This window comes from Streptomyces sp. NPDC030838, from assembly GCF_055572035.1.
Map to the genome: position 1 here is coordinate 25,715 of NZ_JBVIED010000010.1, position 22,192 is coordinate 47,906.

The 22,192-nt window shown below is 70.5% G+C and carries 20 protein-coding genes and 3 pseudogenes; 13 read left to right on the forward strand and 10 right to left on the reverse strand.

Going from position 1 to position 22,192, the window contains the following annotated elements; all coding sequences use genetic code 11:
• The first annotated feature begins 108 nt into the window (after positions 1 to 108).
• Positions 109 to 537 (forward strand): VOC family protein, encoded by a 429-nt coding sequence (locus ACZ42A_RS24385; protein WP_468529365.1) that lies wholly within the window; start codon positions 109 to 111, stop codon positions 535 to 537.
• An 18-nt stretch (positions 538 to 555) separates the two neighbouring features.
• On the opposite strand, the pseudogene ACZ42A_RS24390 reads toward ACZ42A_RS24385, so the two are convergent.
• Both ACZ42A_RS24390 and ACZ42A_RS24395 read right to left on the reverse strand, forming a co-directional pair.
• Positions 556 to 770 (reverse strand): annotated as a pseudogene (locus ACZ42A_RS24390) (transposase); the annotation flags it as partial.
• 54 nt (positions 771 to 824) lie between these two features.
• Positions 825 to 2,753 (reverse strand): hypothetical protein, encoded by a 1,929-nt coding sequence (locus ACZ42A_RS24395; RefSeq protein WP_468529366.1) that lies wholly within the window; start codon positions 2,751 to 2,753, stop codon positions 825 to 827.
• A 630-nt stretch (positions 2,754 to 3,383) separates the two neighbouring features.
• Here ACZ42A_RS24395 and ACZ42A_RS24400 point away from each other — a divergent pair.
• From ACZ42A_RS24400 to ACZ42A_RS24410, 3 genes are all read left to right on the forward strand, one after another.
• The gene (locus tag ACZ42A_RS24400; protein ID WP_468529367.1) at positions 3,384 to 4,301 is read left to right on the forward strand and encodes an alpha/beta hydrolase; all 918 of its coding nucleotides are present in this window, start codon (positions 3,384 to 3,386) and stop codon (positions 4,299 to 4,301) included.
• A gap of 211 nt (positions 4,302 to 4,512) precedes the next feature.
• On the forward strand, positions 4,513 to 4,635 hold the full coding sequence (locus tag ACZ42A_RS24405) for a hypothetical protein (RefSeq protein WP_468529368.1): 123 nt from the start codon (positions 4,513 to 4,515) through the stop codon (positions 4,633 to 4,635).
• 5 nt (positions 4,636 to 4,640) lie between these two features.
• Positions 4,641 to 4,805 carry a DUF6069 family protein gene (locus ACZ42A_RS24410; protein WP_468529610.1) on the forward strand — a complete coding sequence of 55 codons (165 nt, stop codon included), beginning with the start codon at positions 4,641 to 4,643 and terminating at the stop codon, positions 4,803 to 4,805.
• Between the two features lie 164 nt (positions 4,806 to 4,969).
• Here the strand turns inward: ACZ42A_RS24410 and ACZ42A_RS24415 are convergent, their stop codons facing one another.
• Positions 4,970 to 5,521 carry a DUF4232 domain-containing protein gene (locus ACZ42A_RS24415; protein ID WP_468529369.1) on the reverse strand — a complete coding sequence of 184 codons (552 nt, stop codon included), beginning with the start codon at positions 5,519 to 5,521 and terminating at the stop codon, positions 4,970 to 4,972.
• Positions 5,522 to 6,206: 685 nt separating this feature from the next.
• Here ACZ42A_RS24415 and ACZ42A_RS24420 point away from each other — a divergent pair.
• Entirely contained in the window at positions 6,207 to 8,339 is a 2,133-nt protein-coding gene (locus ACZ42A_RS24420) for a cellulose binding domain-containing protein (RefSeq protein ID WP_468529370.1), read from the forward strand.
• A gap of 88 nt (positions 8,340 to 8,427) precedes the next feature.
• Here ACZ42A_RS24420 and ACZ42A_RS24425 read toward each other — a convergent pair whose 3' ends face one another.
• On the reverse strand, positions 8,428 to 8,763 hold the full coding sequence (locus ACZ42A_RS24425; RefSeq protein WP_468529371.1) for a hypothetical protein: 336 nt from the start codon (positions 8,761 to 8,763) through the stop codon (positions 8,428 to 8,430).
• A gap of 405 nt (positions 8,764 to 9,168) precedes the next feature.
• Positions 9,169 to 9,699 carry a hypothetical protein gene (locus tag ACZ42A_RS24430; protein WP_468529372.1) on the reverse strand — a complete coding sequence of 177 codons (531 nt, stop codon included), beginning with the start codon at positions 9,697 to 9,699 and terminating at the stop codon, positions 9,169 to 9,171.
• Between the two features lie 92 nt (positions 9,700 to 9,791).
• On the opposite strand from ACZ42A_RS24430, the pseudogene ACZ42A_RS24435 reads away from it, so the two are divergent.
• From ACZ42A_RS24435 to ACZ42A_RS24445, 3 genes and pseudogenes are all read left to right on the forward strand, one after another.
• Positions 9,792 to 10,577 (forward strand): annotated as a pseudogene (locus ACZ42A_RS24435) (aminomethyl transferase family protein); the annotation flags it as partial.
• Positions 10,567 to 11,160, forward strand: a complete 594-nt coding sequence (locus ACZ42A_RS24440) for a sarcosine oxidase subunit gamma (protein ID WP_468529373.1) — start codon at positions 10,567 to 10,569, stop codon at positions 11,158 to 11,160. The pseudogene ACZ42A_RS24435 and the gene ACZ42A_RS24440, both read left to right, overlap by 11 nt.
• 49 nt (positions 11,161 to 11,209) lie before the next feature.
• A pseudogene (locus ACZ42A_RS24445) lies at positions 11,210 to 11,764 on the forward strand (formyltetrahydrofolate deformylase); the annotation flags it as partial.
• 71 nt (positions 11,765 to 11,835) lie between these two features.
• Here the strand turns inward: ACZ42A_RS24445 and ACZ42A_RS24450 are convergent.
• Entirely contained in the window at positions 11,836 to 12,228 is a 393-nt protein-coding gene (locus ACZ42A_RS24450; protein ID WP_468529374.1) for a VOC family protein, read from the reverse strand.
• Complete coding sequence (locus ACZ42A_RS24455) at positions 12,225 to 12,527, reverse strand: ArsR/SmtB family transcription factor (protein WP_468529375.1); 303 nt, start codon at positions 12,525 to 12,527, stop codon at positions 12,225 to 12,227. Before ACZ42A_RS24455 ends, ACZ42A_RS24450 begins: the two co-directional genes overlap by 4 nt.
• Positions 12,528 to 12,693: 166 nt before the next feature.
• Here ACZ42A_RS24455 and ACZ42A_RS24460 point away from each other — a divergent pair, with 166 nt between their 5' ends.
• Both ACZ42A_RS24460 and ACZ42A_RS24465 read left to right on the forward strand, forming a co-directional pair.
• Positions 12,694 to 13,101: a hypothetical protein gene (locus ACZ42A_RS24460; RefSeq protein ID WP_468529376.1), complete on the forward strand. Its 408-nt coding sequence runs from the start codon at positions 12,694 to 12,696 to the stop codon at positions 13,099 to 13,101.
• The gene (locus ACZ42A_RS24465) at positions 13,098 to 16,898 is read left to right on the forward strand and encodes a type VII secretion system-associated protein (protein ID WP_468529377.1); all 3,801 of its coding nucleotides are present in this window, start codon (positions 13,098 to 13,100) and stop codon (positions 16,896 to 16,898) included. Before ACZ42A_RS24460 ends, ACZ42A_RS24465 begins: the two co-directional genes overlap by 4 nt.
• Before the next feature lie 70 nt (positions 16,899 to 16,968).
• Here ACZ42A_RS24465 and ACZ42A_RS24470 read toward each other — a convergent pair whose 3' ends face one another.
• A complete protein-coding gene (locus tag ACZ42A_RS24470) occupies positions 16,969 to 17,991 on the reverse strand; it encodes a trypsin-like serine peptidase (protein ID WP_468529378.1) in 1,023 nt (340 codons plus the stop codon).
• A 252-nt stretch (positions 17,992 to 18,243) separates the two neighbouring features.
• Here ACZ42A_RS24470 and ACZ42A_RS24475 point away from each other — a divergent pair, with 252 nt between their 5' ends.
• Together ACZ42A_RS24475 and ACZ42A_RS24480 are read left to right on the forward strand one after the other, a co-directional pair.
• Entirely contained in the window at positions 18,244 to 19,266 is a 1,023-nt protein-coding gene (locus ACZ42A_RS24475; protein WP_468529379.1) for a hypothetical protein, read from the forward strand.
• Between the two features lie 3 nt (positions 19,267 to 19,269).
• Positions 19,270 to 19,803 carry a hypothetical protein gene (locus ACZ42A_RS24480; protein WP_468529380.1) on the forward strand — a complete coding sequence of 178 codons (534 nt, stop codon included), beginning with the start codon at positions 19,270 to 19,272 and terminating at the stop codon, positions 19,801 to 19,803.
• A gap of 30 nt (positions 19,804 to 19,833) precedes the next feature.
• Here ACZ42A_RS24480 and ACZ42A_RS24485 read toward each other — a convergent pair whose 3' ends face one another.
• Positions 19,834 to 20,673 carry a class I SAM-dependent methyltransferase gene (locus ACZ42A_RS24485; protein WP_468529381.1) on the reverse strand — a complete coding sequence of 280 codons (840 nt, stop codon included), beginning with the start codon at positions 20,671 to 20,673 and terminating at the stop codon, positions 19,834 to 19,836.
• Between the two features lie 29 nt (positions 20,674 to 20,702).
• A complete protein-coding gene (locus tag ACZ42A_RS24490; RefSeq protein WP_468529382.1) occupies positions 20,703 to 21,131 on the reverse strand; it encodes a winged helix-turn-helix transcriptional regulator in 429 nt (142 codons plus the stop codon).
• 58 nt (positions 21,132 to 21,189) lie between these two features.
• On the opposite strand from ACZ42A_RS24490, the gene ACZ42A_RS24495 reads away from it, so the two are divergent.
• Positions 21,190 to 22,125 (forward strand): MBL fold metallo-hydrolase, encoded by a 936-nt coding sequence (locus ACZ42A_RS24495; RefSeq protein ID WP_468529383.1) that lies wholly within the window; start codon positions 21,190 to 21,192, stop codon positions 22,123 to 22,125.
• Positions 22,126 to 22,192 lie beyond the last annotated feature (67 nt).

Genomic DNA, 22,192 nt, shown 5'->3' on the forward strand with positions numbered 1-22,192 from the left:
TGGGAACATGCCGGACTCGCGGACACTGCAGCGGCTGGCCAGGCCCCCGGCAACGTGCGGATGCCTACCGGGAGATGAGCAACAGAGACCTCCTGCTAGGGTGCGTCGATGTCGTCGATCAAGCAGTTTCAAGTCACCTTCGACTGCGCAGAACCGGAGCGCGTCGCTCGTTTTTGGTGCGAGGTGTTGGGGTACGTCGTATCGCCGCCGCCGAAGGGGTTTGCTACTTGGGACGATTTCGATCGCTCGCGGCCGCCTGAGGATCAGGGTTCGTGGTTCGCATGCAGTGATCCCTCGGGTGTGGGCCCGCGACTGTTCTTTCAGCGCGTTCCCGAAGGGAAGGTCGTCAAGAATCGGCTGCATCTCGACGTGCGGGTCGGCACCGGGCTTGTGGGTGAAGAGCGCCTGGCCGCGCTTGAGGCCGAGTGCGCACGACTGGTCGCGCTCGGCGCGGTACGGGTGCGACTGCTGTATGACGGCCATGATTCGTGCATCGTGATGCAGGACATCGAGGGCAACGAGTTCTGTCTCGACTGAGCTTCCTCCCGGCCTCTCTCAAAGAATGCCGTCGCCCTTCAGGCGGCGGTCGCGAAGGATCTTCCAGGTCTTCATCCGCGCGAGGTCGTGCTCGACGCGGGCCCGGATCTTGCGGTGGGAGGTGTCGTGCTCCTCCTTCCAAGCAGGCCCAGTTCGGTCTGGCCGCGTTCGCGGTGGTGCGGGATGACCAGGCCGGTGCCCCGATAGCCACCGTCCGCGATGACTGTGGTCCGGCACGGCGTCCTTGCGTGACCAGCAGTTACGGGGCAGCCCTCAGGGCGTGACCTTCACTTCGCAGTCAGGAGCTCCTCTATCGTGCCGCGCTCTGGGTGGTGCGGGTCGCGGCCCGCCAGCCGCCCGTACAGCCGCTGCCAGGCATCTTCGTCCGTCGTCGGCAGGTGCGTACGGACCAGGGCCGTGAGCTGCTCCACCGCTTCCCCGATCTGCGGAGGAGCGTCCGATCGGCACCGGGCGTCACCGAGGTGGCGCAGCACGCACGGGCCCTGACCCACGCGCCGCAGAAGGTCCTCGGGGGTGATGAGGCCCTCCGTGAGCAGATCATCGAGGTGACCGGTCGTCTTCTCCTGATCGGCGCTGTACCCCAGCCCGGCCCGCAGCGTGCCCCCGTCCGTGATCCAGTTCCTCGCGTAGGAGCGGTGCCTGCGGTAGTCGCGGCGTATCGCGTCGATGTGGCGGGCCGCGACGTCGGGCGGTGTGCCGGGACGGTTGACCATCTGTGGCCAGTACCGGAAGGGTTCACGGGTGTGCTCTGCTTCCAGGTGGTCCCAGTCGGGGTTCGGGAAGATTTCCATCAACCGGTCGGCGGCGTCCGCGCCGGCCTGTGGGCCGAGGCGGCGCAGGCGTGAGGCGAGCTTCTGCGTGGTCAGCTCCTTGTCGGCCCGGGCGCGAAGGGCCGCGAGCGGGTCGGCGGCGGTCAGCGCCTTCTCGCAGATGCGGGTGACCGCCGGGCTCACGAGTCCGGTGGCGAGCAGTGCAGACAACCGGGCCGGTCCCGCGTGCCGCAGCAGGTTGAGGCAGCCTGTCAGTTGCTCCGGCATTTTGAACTTCGACCGGTGGGTGCTGGCGAACGCCGCCTCTATGAGTTCCGGCTCGACGGCGTGGAGGCAGTCGGGGAGCGCACTCCACGGGATGCGGTCGACGTGTGGTGCGAGCCGCACCGATGGGTCGGTTAGGGCTGCGCGGCGTTCCTCGGCACAGACGTAGAAGTGGAGGTCCAGGACGGCGAGGTGAATCTCCGGATCGCCGCATGCCAGGAGCCGCAGCGCGGTGCCCCGGGTCAGGTCGATACCGCGGGCGATCACCAGCAGGGCCTCACGGTTCTGGCTGCGCAGGAGATGCTCCAGGACGGCTCTGGGTGTGCCGTGGCGTATGGCGACGACGTACTGCGCCAGCAGAGTGCCCGTGCCGGGCGGCAGTTCAGGCATCAGGGCGTCCAGGACATCGGCGTCGCAGCGCAGCAGCACCTCGCCCGTCGGCCACCACCACCGAGCGTCGAACAGCTGGTCCTCGATTTTCCGGCCCGTCGGTTTGCGGTCCGGCAGCAGACGGGCGGGGGCGACCGCCACTGTGTCCTGGGACCGTTGCACCAGCGCAGGCCAGCTGAGCAGTGCGTCCGGGCCTTGGACGCCGGGCCGACAGAGGGCGTCCACCGTGGTGAGCAGCTTGAGCCAAGCCGTCGGGTTCGTCCCCAGTGAGCTCGTGAGGTGCGTCCGGAGATGCCGCTCGAAGACGCGGCATGCCCGGCTGTAGTCGGAATGCACCCGCATCGGCATCGTCCAGCGTGCTGGGTACGCCTCGATGACGTCCGCTGCCTTGAGCGTCCCGGCCTCGTAGGCCGCCGACAGCCGGCGGACGTGAGCCCAGCGGCGGTCGGGGGCGAGTTGGTCGGCCGCTACGTCGCGCCGCAGCTGCTCGAGTGCCTCGACTCCGTCAGCTGGAGGAGTCGGGTGGAGCACATGGGCGTCCGTTGGCAGGTCGCAGCGGCGCCATGCCTCGGCCAGCCATTCGGGGCGGCCGACGGACCGGGGGTACCGGTTCGGATGCGTACGCCCCAGAAAGCGCACGACCTCGAGATCCGTGGGCAGCGGAGGGGCGCCCTCGTTCTGTTCGGCCGCCAGGCGACGCAGGAGGTCAATTGCGGCCACCGCCGCTCTGTGGACCTCCTCGTACGGTGCGTCGTACGAACGGGCTCCCATGACGTGTCTCCCCCAATGGTTGTTCTCTGGATCAAGAACAGTTCACCACGGAGGTCTGACAGCAGCAGTTCGGGACCCAAGTCACCGTCAGAAAAATCGGTCTAGGCTTCCCATATCACCACGGCTCCGGTGCGCCATCACCACCGGCGGCGGGCCGTCCGTGCGCCCCCGCCCGCCCGCCACAGCGACAAGGGCCGGGCGCTGCATGCCGGGCAGGAAGCGTTCGACACCATCGACTTCGGTTGACGCGGGGCCTCCGTCCTGCGCGGCAGGGCAGAAGCCTGGACACCGATCCGGGCGCTGCTCAGACGCAGTCGAGCCGCTCCGGCGCAAGCCGTCCGAGGCGGGCACCGCGGCGCCGGCGTCTGGCCACTCCCAATGGCCGCTCTGCTGTGCTTTTCGCTCGGAGGTCAGCGCTGCGCTTGCTGACGGCGGACACGGGCCTCGACGCGCGCGGGGGTGATGACCAACGGCGGCGGCTACCAAGGCAGAACCGAGACCGGGTACTGGTCCTCGAACGGCATCACCCGCTTGTGGATGCACCGAACCGACGACCAGGACACCCTCGACCTTCCGGCGCCGCACGTTGGCGATAGCGTGGAGTTGAGACCCGAGTGATGAGGAGGGCGCGTGCGATTCGCGCTGGACGCACTGTTCGCCGACGTGCCCGCGGAGCAGATCGATGAAGCTCGTGACTTCTACAAGTCGAGGGCGGCAGGCCGTGGCCCCAGCACACTGGAGGAGCTGAAGGAGGCTCGAGCGAGGAGGTCTGTGGTTTCTGCCGCCGATCCGCCTGCCGTCGAGGAGACGATCGAAGCCGCGGAAGCGCGCGTCCCTGTCAGGATCTTCACGCCTGTCGGCGGTCCGCCGCGGGGCGTCTACCTGGACATACACGGCGGCGGCTTCTACATGGACTCCGCAGCGCGAGGAGACAAGCGCAACCGCGAGCTCGCAGACGCCCTGCAACTCGCCATTGTCAGCGTCGACTATCGGCTGGCCCCTGAGCACCCCTGGCCGGCGGCACCCGACGACTGCGAAGCAGCGGCACTCTGGCTCGTCGAAGAAGCCGATGCCCGCTTCGGAACGTCCCGACTTGCGATCGGCGGGAGCTCCGCGGGAGCCACACTCGCCCTGGCGACCCTGCTCCGGCTGAGAGACAGAGGTGCCGTGGGCCGATTCACCGGCGCTGCACTCCAATTCGGCACCTACGACTTGAGCGCACGGACCCCGGCCGGTCGCCGCATCGCGGACGAATACTTCATCCAGGCGTACGCCGGCCATGTGGAAGACCGCACTCTTCCCGATATCTCTCCCATCTACGGCGTCCTTCGCGGGCTTCCCCCAACGCTGCTGATCGTCGGAAGCGCAGACGTGTTACTGGAAGACAACCTGGCGCTGGCAGGTCGGTTGTCAGCGGCCGGCAATGACGTCGAGCTCCGGGTCTACCCCGAGTCACCCCACGGCTTCACCAGCCACCCCACGGCAATGGCCAGGACGGCGCTCAGCGGCGTCAACTCCTGGCTGCATAACCGGATTACGGAATCGTAGGGCAGGCGCCCAGTCGACACCGGCGGGGTTCAAGTTCTCGAGCGTGCCGACTTTTTGCCACCGCCTCTGACGCACCATCCGGCGCCGATCCGGTCGTGGACTGCCCACTTTCCGATCTTGTTCGGAATCGGTCGATTCCTGAACGCCGCTACCCCCCCTGGCCGACCGTCTGGTCGAGGCCGCTGATGCCCTGCAGGCCCATCTGGCACGCATGGGGGCAGTGGCGGGGGCGCTCCACGCTTCCGGCCCGGTCCTCGCCGCCGTGCTCGTCTGGCTGATCGCCGACCGCTTCTACTGGCCGTCCTGGAGCGGTTCACGCCGCGAGCGCGCGTAATCTGGATTGCTACGGCGTCCACTGTCCTCGCCGTGTCCTTACTCCCCCTGACGGGGTCCGGAATGGCCGGCGGAACCCGTACGTCGCTGGCACTGATGCACCTGACCGTGGCAGCCGTCCTCATCCCGGGACTGGTCGGTCCCCGAACCCGGACCAAGACTCGGTCCTGAGCCCGGAGAAGGGCGTACGACAGGCCTGTGTCGGTTTCTGACGGTTCGGCAACAAGGCGTTCAGGGCCAGGCCGAGCGCGCCGAGTGGTCCTCCATGCCCTCGCGGCAGTGCTGGCGCAGTGGCCCCCCTGGGGATGGTGTGGCTTGGGCTGTGGTGTGGGATCTCAGCGGAACACGGGGCTGACGTAGTTGCCGGGGTGTGTGGCCGCTTCCTGCTGTTGGACCGGCCCCCACCACCAGCGAAGTTCCTTGGCCTTCTTGCTGCCGGGTGGAGTGATGGCCACGACCCCGGGGTCGATGATGTTGCCGTCGCTCTCATCCGCGGAGAGGAATGTCACCGTGAACCGCGCGGTGGCCCCGGGGTTGAGCTTGACGGTCTTGGGCTTCTCCGACCTCTGTTCGAAGAGCGTCTCGGTTATCACGCCCTGGGTTTCCGTCCCCATCTTCAGGGTCACCTCTGGGTAGCCCCGCAGCGTGCAGGCGTGTGATCCGGTGTTCTTCATCGACACAAAGGCGTCTACCTGGCGTCCTGCGGTGTCCCTGCCACCCGGTTGTGCCGATCCGCCAGAGGTCCAGTCCAGGTCGAGGTTGGTGGTGCGGCACGTAGCCGGCTGTGCAGTTGAGGGCTGAGTGGCGCCCAGGGCCGAGGCCGCCGTGATCGCGAGGGCGCCGGCGAAGGCGAGGGCCGCCGCGCGCAGGTGGTGGATGTGCACCATGTGTGGCCTCCAAGCGCAGGTGAACTCTTCTCGGTGCGGTGGGACGTCGGGACAGTGGACTGCCGTGTCTGGTCACGCTCGGGGCTTGCAGACCTCGGTGAGTGCAGGCCCCGCCCTCTTCTCGAGTAAAGACGTTCCACGCGCGTCGGAGCGGTGCCGAGATGGTCCGAATGGGTGAACTCGGCCCCTAACGGGTTCCAACCCAAGCCCCCGGGTGGCGGGCTGGTCCCGCCAGCGGCATCATGCGCCCCTGCAGTTGTGCGGTCCGCCGGCGGGCGCGGCCCTTGGGGCCTACGCCGGGCTGGCCTACGCCGGGCCTACGCCGAACCTGCGCCGGGTACCGCAATGTCGATCACGGGGCCGCTGCGGGGCGGGAGTAGGGCGTGCGTCTGGCGGCGAGTGTCTCCGCCGACGGCCGGCGGTGGCCGAACGTGCCGGACGTCGTATGACCTCGCGCGTGATCAAGCCCTCTCGAGCCAGCCAGTCCCGGTGCATGCGTTGACAGAACGTCACACCACTTCCATCATGGGAGCGCTCCCATCCGCGGCATCCGGCCGCGCACCGTTTTCCCTGCCACCGGCGCGGAACGTCCTGCTGCCGCGTCGGCACTTCGCCCGTCCGGCGGCATGGTTGGGCGGCACGCGCTGCCCCGCCCCGTGCCGCCGGACCCCGAGGGAGGACTCCCATGCCCTTACCGCACAGACCCGGGCGGCCGGCCGCTGCCGGCCGTCGCCCCTTCGCGCGTACCGCGACCGTTCTCGTCGCCGCGCTCGCCCTGCTGTCCCCGCTGGGCGCCACCGGTCCCGCCTCCGCCGAGCCGCAGGCGGCCACCGCCGCGGACGCCGTCGTCCGGGTCAACACGCAGGCGGCCCTGGGCCGGCTCTCCGACGTCGCTCGCGGCGTCAACGCCGCCATCTGGGACTCGCACATGAACGACCCCGAGGTCGCCAGCCTGATGGAGGCGGCCGACGTGGGGGCGATGCGCTACCCGGGCGGCTCGTACGCGGACATCTACCACTGGGAGACGCACACCGCGCCCGGAGGGTACGTCGCCCCGGGCACCGGCTTCGACGCCTTCATGGGCACCGTCCGCGCCACCGGAGCGCAGCCGATCCTGATCGCCAACTATGGCTCGGGCACGCCCGAGGAGGCGGCCGGCTGGGTCCGGTACGCGAACGTCACCAAGGACTACGACGCGAAGTACTGGGAGATAGGCAACGAGATCTACGGCAACGGCCACTACGGCAGCGGCTGGGAGCACGACGAGCACGAGGACAAGAGCCCCCGGGAGTACGCCCGCCAGGTCCGCGCCTATGCCACGGCCATGAAGGCCGTCGACCCGACCATCAAGATCGGCGCGGTGCTCACGACCCCTGGCCACTGGCCGGACGGCGTCGTCGGCGAAGGCGATGCGGGCGACTGGAACCACACCGTGCTCTCCCAAGTCACCGACGTGATCGACTTCGTGAGCGTCCACTGGTACGCGGGCGGCTCCGCCACCACCGCCGAGGACGCCATGACCCGGCTGACCAGACTGCCCGGTGAACTGCGCGAGGTGCGCAACCAGCTCGACCGGTACGCGGGCGCCGACTCACCGCGCATCGGCATCGCCCTCACCGAGATCAACACCAACACCGGCGGCGCCCGGCTCACCGCCCGCCCCAACGGCCTCTTCGCCGCCGACGCGTTCATGACGGCACTGGAGAACGGCGTCTTCACCGTCGACTGGTGGAACACCCACAACGGCCCGGGCCAGATCACCACCGTCGACGGCGAGACGGACTACGGCGACATGGGGATGCTCTCCAGCGGCTCCTGCACCGGTGACGTCTGCGAACCGGCGCCGAACACGCCGTTCCACCCCTACTACGGCATGAAGATGACCAGCGAACTGGGCACCGCGGGCGACACCATGGTCGCCGCCGCGTCCTCGGAGCAGGACGTCTCCGCACATGCCGTGCACCGTCGCGACGGACGCCTGAGCGTCCTGCTCATCAACAAGAACGCGGACGCCGCACGGACCGTGGACCTCGAGTACGCGGGCTTCACCCCATCCGCCGCCGCACCCGAGGTGAGCCGCTACGCGCGCGGCGACAGCGACATCACCGACGTGACCGGTGGCGAGGCATCCGCCTCCCAAGTCACCGTGCCGCCCTACGCGATGCTCACCGTCACCCTCACCCCGCAAGCGGGCACCGGGCCCGCCGCCTCGGACGCCGGAACCCCGGGCACCCCGAAACTGGAGGCGGTGACCGACACCACCGCACATCTGTCCTGGGAGGGCGCGCAGGGAGCCGCCCGCTACCTGGTCCAGGAGCGCGACGGCGCGCACACCCGCGTGATCGGCGAGACCACCGGCACGTCCGTGACCCTGCGGAACCTGCCCCCGGGCAGCACCCACACCGTCAATGTCCTGGCCGCCGACGCCTCGGGGCGGCTCTCCGCTCCGTCCAGTCCGCTGACCTTCACCACCGGGACACCGCTGGACGCCACCTGCGCGGTGACTTACCACCGCGACACGAGCTGGGGCAACGGCTTCGTGGCCACGGTCACCGTCCGCAACCTCTCGGACACCCCGATCACCGGCTGGACGGTGGACTGGGACTGGCCGACCGACCGTCAATCGGTGTCCTCCGGCTGGAACGCCACGTTCCACCAGACCGGTCGGCACGTCCGGGTGACCGCCCCCGAGGGCGCGGGGCCGCTGGCCCCGGACGCCGGTTCTACGGCCTCGTTCGGATTCGTCGGCGCCAACGACGGACCCAACCCCGATCCCACGGTCTTCCGCCTCAACGGCACCGTCTGCTCGGGCGGCTGACGACCGGTCCGCCCGGGACCGGGGCGCAAGCTTGACCTGCTCCCGGGCGGGCCCGGCCAGGAGGGGACGCTCCTCGGCGCCTACCGCGTCACTCCGGGTGGGCGACTGCTTCCTTCTGGAGCTGCACCGCCGCCAGCAGACTCAGCTTCGGCTCCGCCTGGCGAAGCGCCTTCACCGCCGCGACCGAGGCGATGTCGCCGTCGAAGCCGACAGCGGTCAGCCGGTCGCGGACCCAACGGGCGCGCACCTCGGCTTCGGTGGCCTCGGCGGTGTTCTCGACGAGTGCGGCGGCGCGTTCGAGGCCCGGGCGCTCCTCGGGCGATGCCTCGGCCAGCGCCTGACGGAGGGCCGCTGCGGCCATGTCCACGTCCCGGATGACCAGCACGTGGTTGTGCTTGCTGTTCAGTGCTGCGAATGGTGCCATGTGGATCACCCTGACTGTCCTGTCGCCTGCGCGGCAAGGGACTTGAGGATCATCAGAGGCTCGCCCCCCCATATGCACTCGACTGCCAGGGCCTGTGCGGGGCCCCTGGCAGTCGTTGTCAGGAGAGGGCCTTTACCTGCCGGCGACGCCGGTGGGAAGGAGCGTCCGAAGCGAAGTGACCGGATGTCCTACTTCGAACGATCCGAGGAGGCCGTCGACGAGGGGCGCGCCGGGTGCCCCGGTGGACGGGGCAGGGGGCGCAGCGGCCTGGGCGGCGGGGGCGGGCGCGAGGAGGGCAACGGCCATGACGGAGACACAGGCGAACTTCTTGATCATGTTTGGCCCAACGACTGCCGCCGCCGCAGGGAAACGCTCATCGGCCGTCCGTCCGCCTCAGGTCACCCATCAGGAAGACAGCGAGCGACAATCGTACGGCGAACCGGTGCCGCGGGCGGTGCACAGGAAGCACCCCTCCCAGTGCGGGAGCGCGCTGAGGATGCGATGCCGTGCGCAGGAGGCCACCGCGCGTTCGTCCGGTGCGGGGAAGCCTCCCGCGAGGTGAGGGTCCTCCGTCGGCACGAAGGACTCGACCAGGGCCTTGAACTGGCGCAGGTAGTCCTGTGCGAAGGGAGGGTTGTAACCCAGCTCGCTCCAACGGTGGCGGCTCAACGCGAGTTCGGTGGCCCGCAGCACGAAGTCCTTCGACCGGGCGCGTTCCTGCGGAGTTACGCCCCAGTCGATCTCCCGCAGGTCGAATCCGACAGCTCCTCGCCCCATCACGTTCTGGTCCTGCAGTGTCAGAAAGGCCGCGAAGCGGTAGTCCCACACCTCGTCCGCAAGATCGGAGACGGCCAGCATCAGCACGTTGATGAACACCTCTGTGCCGCCGTTGGACAGGGACAGACACTGTTCTCCGTAACCGAATTGGTTCCCCACCCGGCTACCGTACGGCGCGTGGGGACGGCCCGCACCGGGAGGAAGGGCGGCGACGGCGGCCCGGCTGTGGCGCAGGGAGCCGGTAGTGATCAATGGAGGAGTGGCTCCAGACGGAGTGGCCCGACCTGCGCGTGCACCTCACCTCCGTCACCGAGCACTGGGTGACCATCCCCCTGGTCGGGCCCCGCTCCCGCGAGGTGCTGGCCTTGGTCGCTCCCGATCTGGACGTCGACAACGACGCTTTCCCGTTCATGTCCTGGCGCGACGCCACCGTCGCGGGCATCCCGGCGCGGGTGTGCCGCATCAGCTTCTCCGGTGAACTCGCCTACGAGATCAACGTCCCCGCCTGGCACGGCATCAGCGTGTGGAGAGCCCTGTACGAGGCCGGCAACCCGTTCGGCCTCACCCCGTACGGCACCGAGACCATGCACGTGCTGCGCGCGGAGAAGGCGTACCCGATCATCGGGCAGGACACCGACGGCACCGTCACCCCGCAGGACCTGGGGATGTCGTGGGTCGTGTCCAAGAAGAAGCCGGACTTCGTCGGCAAGCGGTCCTTCTCCCGCGAGGAGAACCGGCGCGCCGACCACAAGCAGCTGGTGGGCCTGCTGCCGACCGACGAGGGGGTCCTGCTGCCCGAGGGCGCCCAGATCATCGCCACCAGAAGCATCCCGGAACCGCCGGTGCCCATGCTGGGCCACGTCACCTCCAGCTACCGCAGCGACGCCCTGCGGCGGACGTTCGCGCTGGCCCTGGTGCGCTCCGGAACCGAGCGCATCGGCGAAACCCTCTACGTCCCGCTGGACGGCCGGACCGTCCCGGTGACCGTGACCGACCCCGTGCTCTTCGACAAGGAGGGAGCTCGCCGTGACGGTTGAGACGCCCACTCGCTTCAGCCCGCTGGCCGCTTGGCAGGACAGCCTGGCGCAGCTGCCCACCGGGGTGCGGGTGCGGGAACTGCCCTTCCTGACCCAGCTCACCCTGCGGGTGCGGCCCGGCAGCACTGCGGCGAAGGCCGTCGAGGCCGTGCTGGGCAGCACACTGCCGGGCCCGGTGAGCGCCGAGATGTCCGGCGACGTCAAGGTGCTGTGGATGGGCCCGGACGAATGGCTGCTGGTGGCCCCCGACGGCCGGCGGGACGACCTGCCGGCACGACTGCGGTCGGCCATCGGGGACGAGTTCGCCACCGTCACCGACGTCTCGGCCCAGCGCACGACGCTGGCGCTGTCCGGGAGCCTGGTCCGCACGGTGCTGGCCCACGGCTGTGCCATCGATCTGGACCCGCGGGTGACGCCCGTCGGCTCGTGTCTGAACACGCTGCTGGCACAGGCCCCGGTCACGCTGGTGGTGCGGGGCGAGGCCGCCTCCAGCGTCTGGCTGCTGGTCCGCTCCTCGTTCGCGTCCTACCTGGCCACCTGGCTCGTCGACGCCTGCACCGAATACCGGGGAAGCGCCGGATGAGCATCAGCGTCGCTCGCCCTCAACGTCGTCGAGTGCTGTGGAGCCGTTCATGACCCGCGAGTTCGTCCTCACCCTCAGCTGTCCCGAACGACCCGGCATCCTGCACGCCGTGACGTCGTTTCTGCTCCGGCACGGATGTGACATCACCGAACACCAGCAGTTCGACGACACCGACCACGGCATCGTGTTCCTGCGCACCGGCTTCACCGCCCTCGACGCGGGGACCGCCGTGGACCGTCTGCGGGACGCCTTCGCACCCGTGGCCGCGGAGTTCGGGATGGAATGGCAGCTCAGGGACAGCGCTCTCAAGCCGCGCGTCCTGGTGATGGTGTCGAAGTCCGACCACTGCCTGGCCGACCTGCTCTACCGGTGGCGCAGCGGCGCCCTGGACGCCGAGATCGTCCTGGTGGTCTCCAACCATCCCGACCTTCAGCCGCTGGCCGCGGCCCAGGGCGTACCGTTCGAGCACATCCCGGTCACTCCCGACACCAAGGCGAGCTTCGCCGGAGCCAAGCCCTACCACCAGGCCCACCGCCGCGGGGTGAAACTCGTCGGCGCCACTGCTCACTACGTCACCGCCGACCTGGACGAAGGACCGATCATCCGTGGTCTTCAGCTGACCGGTTGCCGGGGGCTCCGCAGGCGGCCGCAGGCATACCGACGGCAGGCGGCCGCCTACCGGGGCTTTGTCGCGATCTGGATCAGGTTGCCGCAGGTGTCGTCGAAGACGGCGGTGGTGACGGGGCCCATCTCCAGGGGTTCCTGGGTGAAGCGGACACCGAGGTCGCGGAGGCGCTCGTACTCCGCCTGCACGTCGTCGACGGCGAACTGGGCGAGCGGGATACCGTCCGCGATGAGCGCGTCGCGGTAGGTCTTGACGGCCGGGTGGCCGGCGGGCTCGAGGAGGAGTTCGGTGCCCTCGGGCTCCTCGGGGGAGACGACGGTCAGCCAGCGGTCCTTCTCGCCCACCGGGACGTCGTACTTCTTCACGAAGCCGAGGATCTCGGTGTAGAAGTGCTCGGCCTTGGCCTGGTCGTCGACGAAGACGCTGGTCAGGTGGATCTTCATGGGGTGCTCTCCTTCGGTCCGGACGCCTCCGGCGCGAGCCATCGCTCGGTTATCCGCCGCAGCGGGGCCGTGTTCAGGTCGTGGAACTTGTAGCGGCCCTCCCGCCTGGTCTCGACGAGCCCGGCGGCCTCCAGCACGGCGAGGTGCTGGGAGATCGCCTGGCGGGATATGCCGAGCTGGTGCTTCATGCTCAGGCGTGCGCAGATCTCGAACAGGGTCTGTCCGGACTTCTCCGCGAGCTCATCGAGGATGGTGCGGCGGGTGGGGTCGGCCAAGGCTTTGAAAACGTCGTCGGCCACACCCTCAGAATAGGCAACCTTTCGCTTGCCTATCAAGTCGAGGCGGGCCTCTTCGCTTGTGGATCCGGCGGCTCCCGTCTCATCGTCGTCACCGTTACCGTTGGCCTGTGAGCACCGGCGCGCGCCGCTCCGGGCGACGCCGGCCGAGTGGAGCGGGGGTCGCCCTATGGATGCCAGTCCGACCGCAGCAGAGATCACTCCCTACGCCGTGACCGCGATCGGTGCCTACGGGACCGCGGTGCTCACTCGGGCCAGGGATCAGGCGGCGGACGCCACGGTGTCGCTCGGGAGGGAGATCCTTCAGCGGTTCGCGCGGCGGAGCCGGCATCGGCAGGAGCTGGAGTCCGCGGTCCGCGCCGTCGCGGAGGATCCTCAGGACCCCGACCTCCAGGCTGGTCTGCGCGGCCGGTTGCGCCGGATCCTGGAAGCGGACTCCGAGCTGGCCGCCGAACTCGGGGCGCTGTTGGCCCAGTCGGGCGTACGCGTCACGGCTCAGGGTGAGCGTTCCGTGGGTGTCGGGCACATGACCGGCGGCATCGTGGTCACCGGGGACAACAACCGGATCAGCAGGTGACGTCCGGCGTCTCTCCCTCGGGCGACCGAGGCGACCGCTGGGTGGCGGCCGAGCGCATCATCGACTCGGTCGTGGTGACCGGTGACGGGAACATCGTCATCTACTACGCCGACGGCGGACATGCCGAACCCGTCGCTCCCGCCTCCCGCACCGAGGCCGAGCGGCTGCTGTTCGGGCCGGAGCCGGCCGCGCCGACCTCACGGCCATGGACCTGGCTGACCCCCGAGGCGGGACTGCATCCCCTCGTGCGCCGGCCCGAGGAAGCCGATCTGGTCGCATGGGCACGCGACGGCCGTGGAACCGCGTTGCGACTCGTCTGCGCCGCCTCCGGTCAGGGCAAGACCACCCTGGCCCGGCAAGTCTGTGCGCGGCTGCGTGAGCTGGGATGGACCGCCGGTGTCCTGGACCTGGAGCGACTCCCGGCTGCCCATGGCGCCGGCCCGGAAGCGATGGCCGGGTCACTCGCCCGGTCGGCCCGGCGCTGGGACCGTCAACTCGCCGCCGTCGCGGCTCTTCCCCGCCTGTCCGGACGGGCACTGCTCGTGGTCGACTCCGCCGAAGTCCACCGGTCGCGGATCGAGGAGCTGATCCGTACGGTGACCGAACTCCCCGCCGAGCAGGACGTCCCCCCGGTGAAGCTGCTCCTGCTCGCCCGGGACACCGGGGAATGGTGGGAGGAACTCTCCGTCGGCAGCCACCGCCATCACTGGATCGAGCGGCGTGTCACGCGGCTGGCGCCCGTCACGGAGGGGATGGGCACCGCCGAGCTGGACGAGACGTGGCGGGACGCGACCTCGGGGTTCATCCGGGCCGCGGAGCAGGCGGGCATGCGCCTCTCCCCCGGATCGGCGCGCTCGGCCGGCGACGGCCGCCCCACCGTCGTACGCACCACCCTGGATCTGTACGCCGCCGCGCTCCTGCGCGTCCTCGACGCCGTGGAAGGCCGGGCCGCGTCGCTGGAACACCGGGATCACCCGATCACCGGGCTGATCGAGCACGAACAGCGTTACGTGGCCGGGGTGTTCGGCTCCGCCGGGGTGCCCGTCGGCCATGACCGCGCGCGCCTGCTCCTCGCGCTGGTCTGCCTGTACGCCCCGCCGGACGAGCCGGCCGCGCTGCGGACGCTGCGGCGTATCGAGACGACCGCGACGGACGACGAACTCGCCAGGCAGGCGAGGCAGTTGCAGGCCCTCTACCCGAGCGGTGACCGGTCGCTGTGGCGGGCGCCCGGGCCGGACCGCCTGGCCGACGCGGTGCTGCACGCGCTGGCGGCCGCCGGCCGCTCGGACACCGACGCCGAGCGGCTGTTGCGGACCCTGTGTGCGACGGACGACTGGTTCGAAGGCAGGGACTGCGCCCGCGTCCTGATCAGAGCCCTGGCGACGGCGGACGAGGACCCGGCCGCCTCGACGACGGTCTCCCAGCGCATCGGCGGGGCCGTGAGCACGCTGATCCTCGAGCACCCGCGGGGCTATGTGCCCACCGCACTGGAGACGGCCGCGGACCGGTTCGAGCGGCAGATCCGCGCAGCGGTCACCGGGCGCGGCACCGCTGCTCCCGCGTCCCGGCTGGGCGTGGGGGAGATCGAGGCGCTCGACCTCCTTCTCGGCTCCACGGCGGGCAGCGACAGCCGGGCCAGGATCGCCGTCGCGGTCTGCGAACGTCTCGTCCATGCCGCGCCGGAACCATGGCAGGGCACCGGCCCCTGGCAGGCGAGCGACCGGCTGATGAAACTCGTCCGGTACGCCCGTGCGCTGCGGCGGACCGATGACCTCCGGGGCGCCTCTCGCGCGGCGAGCGAGGCGGTGACGCTGGCGCGCCGGATGCGGGAGAGCGGTGACGCCGCGGTCAACGGACGTATCGCGCAGCGACTGTCACAGGCGAGCGTCGAACTGGCGGCGGCCGGCATGGACGACGCTGCGCTCGAGATCAGTTCCGCCGCCGTGGACGGTGCCTGGGCGTCGCTGTCCTCACCCGATCCCCTGGGCGCCGCGGAGCGAGCGGCGATCCTCAGCAGGCAGGCACAGCGGCTGTACGCCGTCGGGGAGGCGCACGCCGCCGCCGGTTGCTCCGCGGAAGCGCTGGCGCTGTACGGCGAGGCGGCGGAGCGGAAGCCCGGTCACCACGAACTGGAGCTGACCGGTGCGCAGGCCGACTACGGCATGAAGCTGCGGGCGGCACAGCGTCCACGACAGGCGGAGCCTCATCTCGCCGGCGCTCTCGCCGCCTACCGGCGGCACCTCGCGGCCGGCGACAGGCCAGGCATCCGCCACGGACTGGTGCAGGTGCTGCGCGCGTACGCGGCGGTCCTGCGTGATCTCGGGCGGACGAGCCAGGCGATCGCCCGTGCCGAGGAGGCCGTGGCACTTCAGCGCTCACTGGCCGCGGACGACCTCGACGCCACCGTGGGCCTCGCGGCCGCGCTCAACCTGCTGGGGGCCTTACTGGCCGAGACGGGCTCTACCGAGACGGCGCGTGACCACTTGGAGGAGGCCGTCGGCACGCTGCGCGGAATGCGCGGCGGGCCCGCCGTGACGCGTGAACTGGCGGGCGCGCTGACCAATCTCGGTGCCGTGTACGACGAGTTGGGCGACCCTGCGCGGGCGGTGAACCTTCTCGAGGAGGCGCTGGTCCTCAAGGAGGCGCACGGGACCCGTCTCGACGGTGCGGCCGACGACATCAGGGCCACGGCACACAACCTCTCGCTGGCCCTGCGCCGGACGGGAGACGACGCACGGGCCCAGGCGGTGCGCGCCCGATACCTGAATCCCCGGGAGGACCCGCCACCCCGTCCCACCGTGCGCACAGCGGCGGAGGTCAGGGCCGAGATCCCGCCGGTGACCGAGGAGTTGAGGGCCGCGGCCCGGCGGATGCCCGGTGGGTATCTGTACGCCATCGACCCCGCCTTCGATCCACAGGGCGAGGTGCCCGGCCACGGGATCCACGGCGCGTTCCATGTCGACGTCGACGGCGAGATCACCGGCTTCGAGGCCAACGAACGCTACCGTCCCTCGCCCGTCGCGCTGGGCTTTCCGGCGCCCACGGATGCCGTGGACGAGGCCGTCCAGCTGGCCGTGACCGGCTACGGTTCCGCAGCGGCCTTGGAACGTGCGCTCAGGTCGGCCACGGTCGCGGTGGCCGAAGGGATCCCTGCCGAGACGGCAGCCCGGGAGACACAGGTCTTCACCGCGCCCGGCCACGTTCCCGAGGGGATCGCGACCGCCCTGGTGTCCGGCGAGGACCTGCTGGCGTCGCTCCCGGTGGACGCGGTGATCCACATCAACCCCGCCTCCCCGGTCGGTTATCGCTTCGACCGGGCCGTCCGGGGAGGCCCGGAAGACGCGGCGGGCGAGGGGCCGCCCCGCACGGCGCCCCCTCCCCCGCCGCCACCTCCGACCGCTCCTCCTCCCCCGCCGCCACCTCCGACCGCTCCCCCGCCCGGCGCCGCGGAGGACGACATCGCCCGGCTGTGCGCCCGGTACGCCGACGGTGAGCCCGTCCTCGGGCTGCTCGCGGCCGCCCTCCGCAGAAGCCGCGTCTGGTACATCACGGCAGGCGGCGACCGCCGGAACCTCAGCATCGCGCAGATGTACGACGGGCGTCAGGCCGTCTTCGTCTACAGCTCGCGTGCGTACGCCTCGACCGAGGTGCTGAACTTCGATGAGGGGGCGCGGTTGTCCGAAGCGATGATGAGCGAGCTCCTGACGGACATTCCTCCTTCGACCTACGTGGTCGTCAACAACGAGGGACCGCATCCGCTGCAGATTCCCGCCTCGGCTCTGCTGGCCTACGGCTGATCCCACGCTTGGCACGGGGCGCCTGGCGGATGCCGGCCGGGTCAGGCGCCCCACCTCGCCCCGCTGTCGGCTAGGAGGTCTGGGCCTTGTCGTACAGGGCCTTCGCGTCGTTGCCGAAGTACGGGCCGAACATGCGGTTCGGCAGGAACGTGTAGCCGAAGCTGTTCACCGAGACCTGCAGGCCCGCGCCGGTCGCCTCGTTGAAGCCGGTGAACCACGGGCCGCCGCTGGAGCCGCCCGTCATGTTGCAGGCGAGGCTGTGGTCCTGCGAGAAGAGGAAGTCCTTCGAGCTGTTGCCGCTGCAGTAGATCAGCTTCGTCCCGTCGTACGGGGAGGCGGCCGGGAACCCGAAGGCGTACATCGGCTTGTTGTAGCCGCCGTTGAACTGGATGCCCTGCGCGCCGACGACCGAGGTGAGCGTCCGGCCGTTCAGGGGCGCGACGACCGCGGCGCCGACGTCGTGGTTGATGTCCTCGCTCGCCTCCCACTGCGGGGTGGTGAGCGTCTTGGTCGCGGTCCACTGGCCGTAGGGCGCGTTGCCGTTGTCGTAGGCAGGCACGAAGACCCAGTTGGTGTGCCAGCTGCCCTGGTACTTGACGCAGTGTCCGGCGGTGATGACGGTACTGGCGTTCTGGCTGGTCACGGCGTTGCCGGAGCAGGAAGCGGTGCGGCCCTGGAACGTGAAGAACACCCGGCCCGACGTCTTCACGACCGCGCCGCCGGAGGTCCATGGGCCACCGGCCTGCGGGAAGGCGGCAGGGGCGGCCGTGGGCTCGACGGTCGTCGTCCGTGCGCCGGTGGCTTTGGGGGCCGCGAGCCGCTTGGCGGCCTGCGGGGTCACCAGCAGATCGAGCGGGGTGGCGCCGCGCATGCGCTCGGCGGTCCAGAAGGTGCGGGACGTGTGCTGTTCGGCGACGGAGGGGGTACGGGCCGGTATGGCGTGTTCCGAAGTGGCCTGGGTCGATGCGGTGTTGGCCGTGTTGGTCTCGGTCGCCTTGGTGTCGGCGTTGGCCGCGCCGGCCTCGACGAGGCCGCCGGTGAACAGGGCTGCGACAGCCAGCAGAGTGCCCGCGGCAGTGCGATGGCGTCTCACGCATGTCTCCTTCTGCCGTGCCCTGACGTCCGCGTCCGGGCAGGGTGGGGGTACGAAGAGCGGTGCGGATAGACGTGCGTGAGGCAGCGTGCCACGGAAAAGACCTGCTTGTCAGGGGCGCGTCAACAGAAATTTCTCCATCCGGTCGGGCCGAACCCGCCCACGCAACCGAACAGCCGTCCGAGCCGTCCCTTGTTGAGGGCGCAGGGGAACCCGGGCATCGGAGGGAGTGCTGTGGCATCGAGGAGGCGTGTGGCGATCGGCGTCGCCGCGGCACTGGCCCTGGTGACGGCCGTCGGATGCGCGGTGGCCATCGCGGGGGACGATGGCCGGCGGCTGTTGCCCCGTGACGGACACGACCCGCTGCGCGGTTCGGCCGCCGCGCAGGAGTGGGTCGCCCACGGTGACCACGCCGCCGTCATCCGCGTCACCCGCGAAGCCGCGGCCGACCCCGGTCCGAGGGACGGCGACTACATCCCCCGAACGGTCATCGCGACCGTCACCCAGGTCATCTGGTCGAGGCCGGGAGCGCCACGGCTGCCCGAAGAGATCACCCTGCGGGCGAAGGGCTGGTACACCACCTCCTGGGGCGGCCGGGAGGAGGCCGCGCGCGAGGGGGCGCCCCGCCTGGAGCCGGGCCACACCTACCTCGTCGCCGTCACCGGCCTGGAGAGCGGAGTCGAACTGATCGGTGACGACGCGGCCCTGCCCTACGACGCCGCGACCTTCGGCCGCGGGGAGTTCGAGGGCCGCCCCGTCAGCCCGAACGCGTACCGCAGGGCCGTCCGGGACCTGCCCGAGGACGCGGTGGCCGAGTTCGCCATCGGTGAGACGTACAACCCGAGAACCGCGCGCGACGTCCAGCGCCTGCTGAAGAGCACCTCGCCCCTGAACCTGTACCGACAGGCTGCTCTGAACGGCCTGTACACGGACGTGAACCTGGACCGCGAGCCGGACGCCCACGCGGACGAGGGCACGGCCGACCTCCCCGGACGAATCCGCCGCAGCGTCTCCGCACTCGATTCCGGGACCGACTACTTCCTGTCGGTCGCCTGCTCCGGGCGCGGCACGGCGATCACGCTCCGACTCACGGTCGACGGCACGACAGCCACGCGCCGACTGCCCTGCAACACGGGCAACGAGCTGGTGTCCGTCAAGCGGCCACGTGGCGCGGTGACGTACGAGATCGCCTCCGCGGAGCCCGACATCGGCGCGGTCGCGTGGAACCTGTCGGAGGCCCCGCAGGCACCCCGGTCCACGACGAGGGCGGAGTGACACGTGTCCGATCTGGACTTCTACGCCCACGTCGCCGCCCACCGCGATGTTCTCGGGGCGGGAATCGGCTCCTCTCCAGGCCACTGGGAGGCCGCTCTCGGCCCCGACCACCTCGATGTTCCCTCCGGCGGGCTGCTGCGGCGGGACTACGGTCTCGTGGAGGTCACGTTCTCGCCCACGGTGGACGGTGCCCTGTCCTGCACGGGGTTCGCCGTGCAGACGCACCGCCTCATCCACGACCAGTCCCCCGACACGGTGCCCGCGCGTCTCGCGCGCGAGTACGGAATCTTCCAGCCGCGGGTGAGGTACGAGGAGCTGCGAGCCGCCATCCTGTCGACGGGCCGCACCGTCCGGCCCCAGGACCCATCCGGCCATGTGCACCGCTACTCGGTGACCGGATCCGGTGTCCGCGTCTACGTCATCGCCGACCCCGACCCGTACGACTCCGGCGGCCACGATCCGGACGACCCGGACGAGCACCAGACAGGTGACGTGTGGTCCCTCCATGTCTCGCCCGCCGGCCCAACTCCCCTGTAAGCGGGCGGCGGCACGGTCCGTCGGACGGCGTCACCGCCGGTGTGACACTGCCAACTCGATGAGACAGCGCTTGGTCACCCGGCCGCCGTACCGCCCGTCGATCAGGCCCGCGATGGACCCCAGCAGTCCGTTCCTGGCGGCGTCCGGGAGAGCTCGGTGGCCGGAGTAGGTCCGCAACAGCTCCAGATACTCCGACGTGGTGTAGGTGAGATCCTGCTCGTGGCGACGGAAGACCGTGGGGCCGAACCGACCGCTTCGCGTCACCTCCTCCTCATGGTCCGAGCCGTGGACGTCGGCGGCCGCGGGAGGCCGCAGCCCGGGCGGCGTCTCCGGGTCGAAGCGCTCGTAGCAGCGCTGGACCTCGATGAAGAACTCCTCGGTGCCGCCCCTCACATGCTGGCTGCGCACCACAGCGAGCGCTCCGCCCGGACGCAGCGCATCGGCGGCCTTGGCCATCCGCACCGCCGGGTCGATCCAGTGGAACGCCGAGGCCGAGAGAACCGCGTCGAACGGCTCCTCCGGTAGTGGCCAGCTCTCGAACTCCGCCGTCACCACCTCCACCGCCGTGGTCCCGGCCAGGTTACGGCGGGCGACCGCGGCCATGCGCGGTCCCGCCTCGACGGCCGTGATCCGGCAGCCCCGCCCGGCCAGAGGCACCGTCGCCTGGCCGGTCCCGCAGCCCACCTCCAGCAAGCGGCTGCCGGGGCAGGCACCCGCGAGCTCCACGAGGTCGTCGTACAGCTCCGGCGGATATCCGGGCCTGGCTCGGTCGTACAGCTCCGCGTCTTCGTCGAACGTCCGGCTCAGGCGCACGCGCCGGGACTCTTCGGGCCTGTCGTCGCGTTTCGCGTGCGTGGTGTTGTCGGGCATACGGAGCAGGCTAGGCGATGTTCACCCGCTCACAAGCTCGACGGATCTGGGGACCGGCCGAGCGCGTCCCGTCGCGCCGTACCCCACTCCCACATGCTGCGCACCACCGGTTCCAGCGCCCGGCCCTGGCTGGTCAGGACGTAGCGGACGCGGGGAGGCCAACCGGGGGTGCGGTGGCGTTCGATGACGCCCGTGCTGGTCAACTGGGCCAGCCGGTCGGAGAGGACCTTGTCGGAGAGGGCGGGCAGGGCGGCGGACAGTTCGGAGTATGTGGCCTGACCTCGGCGCAGGAACTCGCGCAGTACCAGCGGTGTCCACCGGCCGCTCAGCGTGGCGAGGGTGATGTCGACGGGGCAGCGCGGTTCGTCGCGCGGCGGGACGAGAGCGCTGTCCGGACAGTCCGCCAGCGGTCCGTCCCGGTCGTCCACCGGTGCGTGGCCAACCGTTTGGTGAGTCACGAAGGCCCCTCCTAACGTCCGTCGCGAACAGCCCGCCCGTTTCCCGCCAGGGGGCCTTGTGCGCATCCATCACCTCAACTGCGGTTCTCTTCGCAGGATTCCACCGCTCGGCGAAGGACTCACGGAACGTTCGGCAGGCGCCGCGAGCCGTGAACTGGCCGTCGTCTGCCATTGCCTGCTCATCGAGACGGACTCGGACGGGCTGGTCCTGGTGGACACCGGCCTCGGCACCGCCGACTTACAGCACCCCGACCGGTCGCTGGGCGCGGACTGGGTGGCCTACGCCCAGCCCGCGCTGGACCCCGGGGAGAGCGCGCTGCGGCAGGTCGTACGCCTCGGATACGCGCCGCGGGACGTGCGGCACATCGTCCTCACCCACCTGCATCGCGACCACACGGGAGGTCTTCCGGACTTCCCGCACGCACGCGTGCATGTGCACCCCGACGAGTACCGGGCCGTCACCGACCCCACGGCACCGCACCACCGGCACAGCCTCGACCGCTTCATGCCGGCGCACCGGGCGCACGGCCCGCTGCTGACGCCCGCCCTCGTGGACGGGCGTACGGAGTGGTTCGGCTTCCCGGGCGTGGCACGGCCGCAGGGGATGGCGTACGAGCTGCTGCTGGTGCCGCTGCCCGGCCACTCGGCGGGACACGCGGGCGTGGCCGTGCGCGACGGCGCCGGAAAGTGGCTGGTGCACGCGGGCGACGCGTACATGTACCACGGCGAGATCGAGCAAGCCCCGTCTCTCTCCCACCCCGCCCTCGAGCCGGTCCAGCAGGGCGCACAGACCGACGTCACGGCTCGCGTCGCCACCCGCGACCGACTGCGCGGCCTGCGCCGCGACCGGACGGAAGAGGTCACCGTCTTCAGCGCACACGACCCGTGGGAGTTCGCCCGCCTCGCGGCCCTCCCGAGCCAGGCTGTCCCTCATGCGGTCTCGGTCGTAGCGGCGGTTTCCCAACTCGCCCCGCGTGCCTGGAACCGATCGTGATGTTCGGCACTCACACTCCATGAGTGCCCGCGGCTGACCACCGCCGTGCGCTGTGCCGAACCAGTCG

What these genes read in the sequence shown, in the direction of transcription:
- ACZ42A_RS24405 (WP_468529368.1), top strand. Translation starts at nt 4,513, where the DNA reads ATGGGGGCAGTGGCGGGGGCGCTCCACGCTTCCGGCCCGGTCCTCGCC.
- ACZ42A_RS24420 (WP_468529370.1), top strand. Translation starts at nt 6,207, where the DNA reads ATGCCCTTACCGCACAGACCCGGGCGGCCGGCCGCTGCCGGCCGTCGC.
- ACZ42A_RS24425 (WP_468529371.1), bottom strand. Translation starts at nt 8,763, where the DNA reads ATGGCACCATTCGCAGCACTGAACAGCAAGCACAACCACGTGCTGGTC.
- ACZ42A_RS24385 (WP_468529365.1), top strand. Translation starts at nt 109, where the DNA reads ATGTCGTCGATCAAGCAGTTTCAAGTCACCTTCGACTGCGCAGAACCG.
- ACZ42A_RS24485 (WP_468529381.1), bottom strand. Translation starts at nt 20,673, where the DNA reads ATGCCCGACAACACCACGCACGCGAAACGCGACGACAGGCCCGAAGAG.
- ACZ42A_RS24415 (WP_468529369.1), bottom strand. Translation starts at nt 5,521, where the DNA reads ATGGTGCACATCCACCACCTGCGCGCGGCGGCCCTCGCCTTCGCCGGC.
- ACZ42A_RS24395 (WP_468529366.1), bottom strand. Translation starts at nt 2,753, where the DNA reads ATGGGAGCCCGTTCGTACGACGCACCGTACGAGGAGGTCCACAGAGCG.
- ACZ42A_RS24450 (WP_468529374.1), bottom strand. Translation starts at nt 12,228, where the DNA reads ATGAAGATCCACCTGACCAGCGTCTTCGTCGACGACCAGGCCAAGGCC.
- ACZ42A_RS24460 (WP_468529376.1), top strand. Translation starts at nt 12,694, where the DNA reads ATGGATGCCAGTCCGACCGCAGCAGAGATCACTCCCTACGCCGTGACC.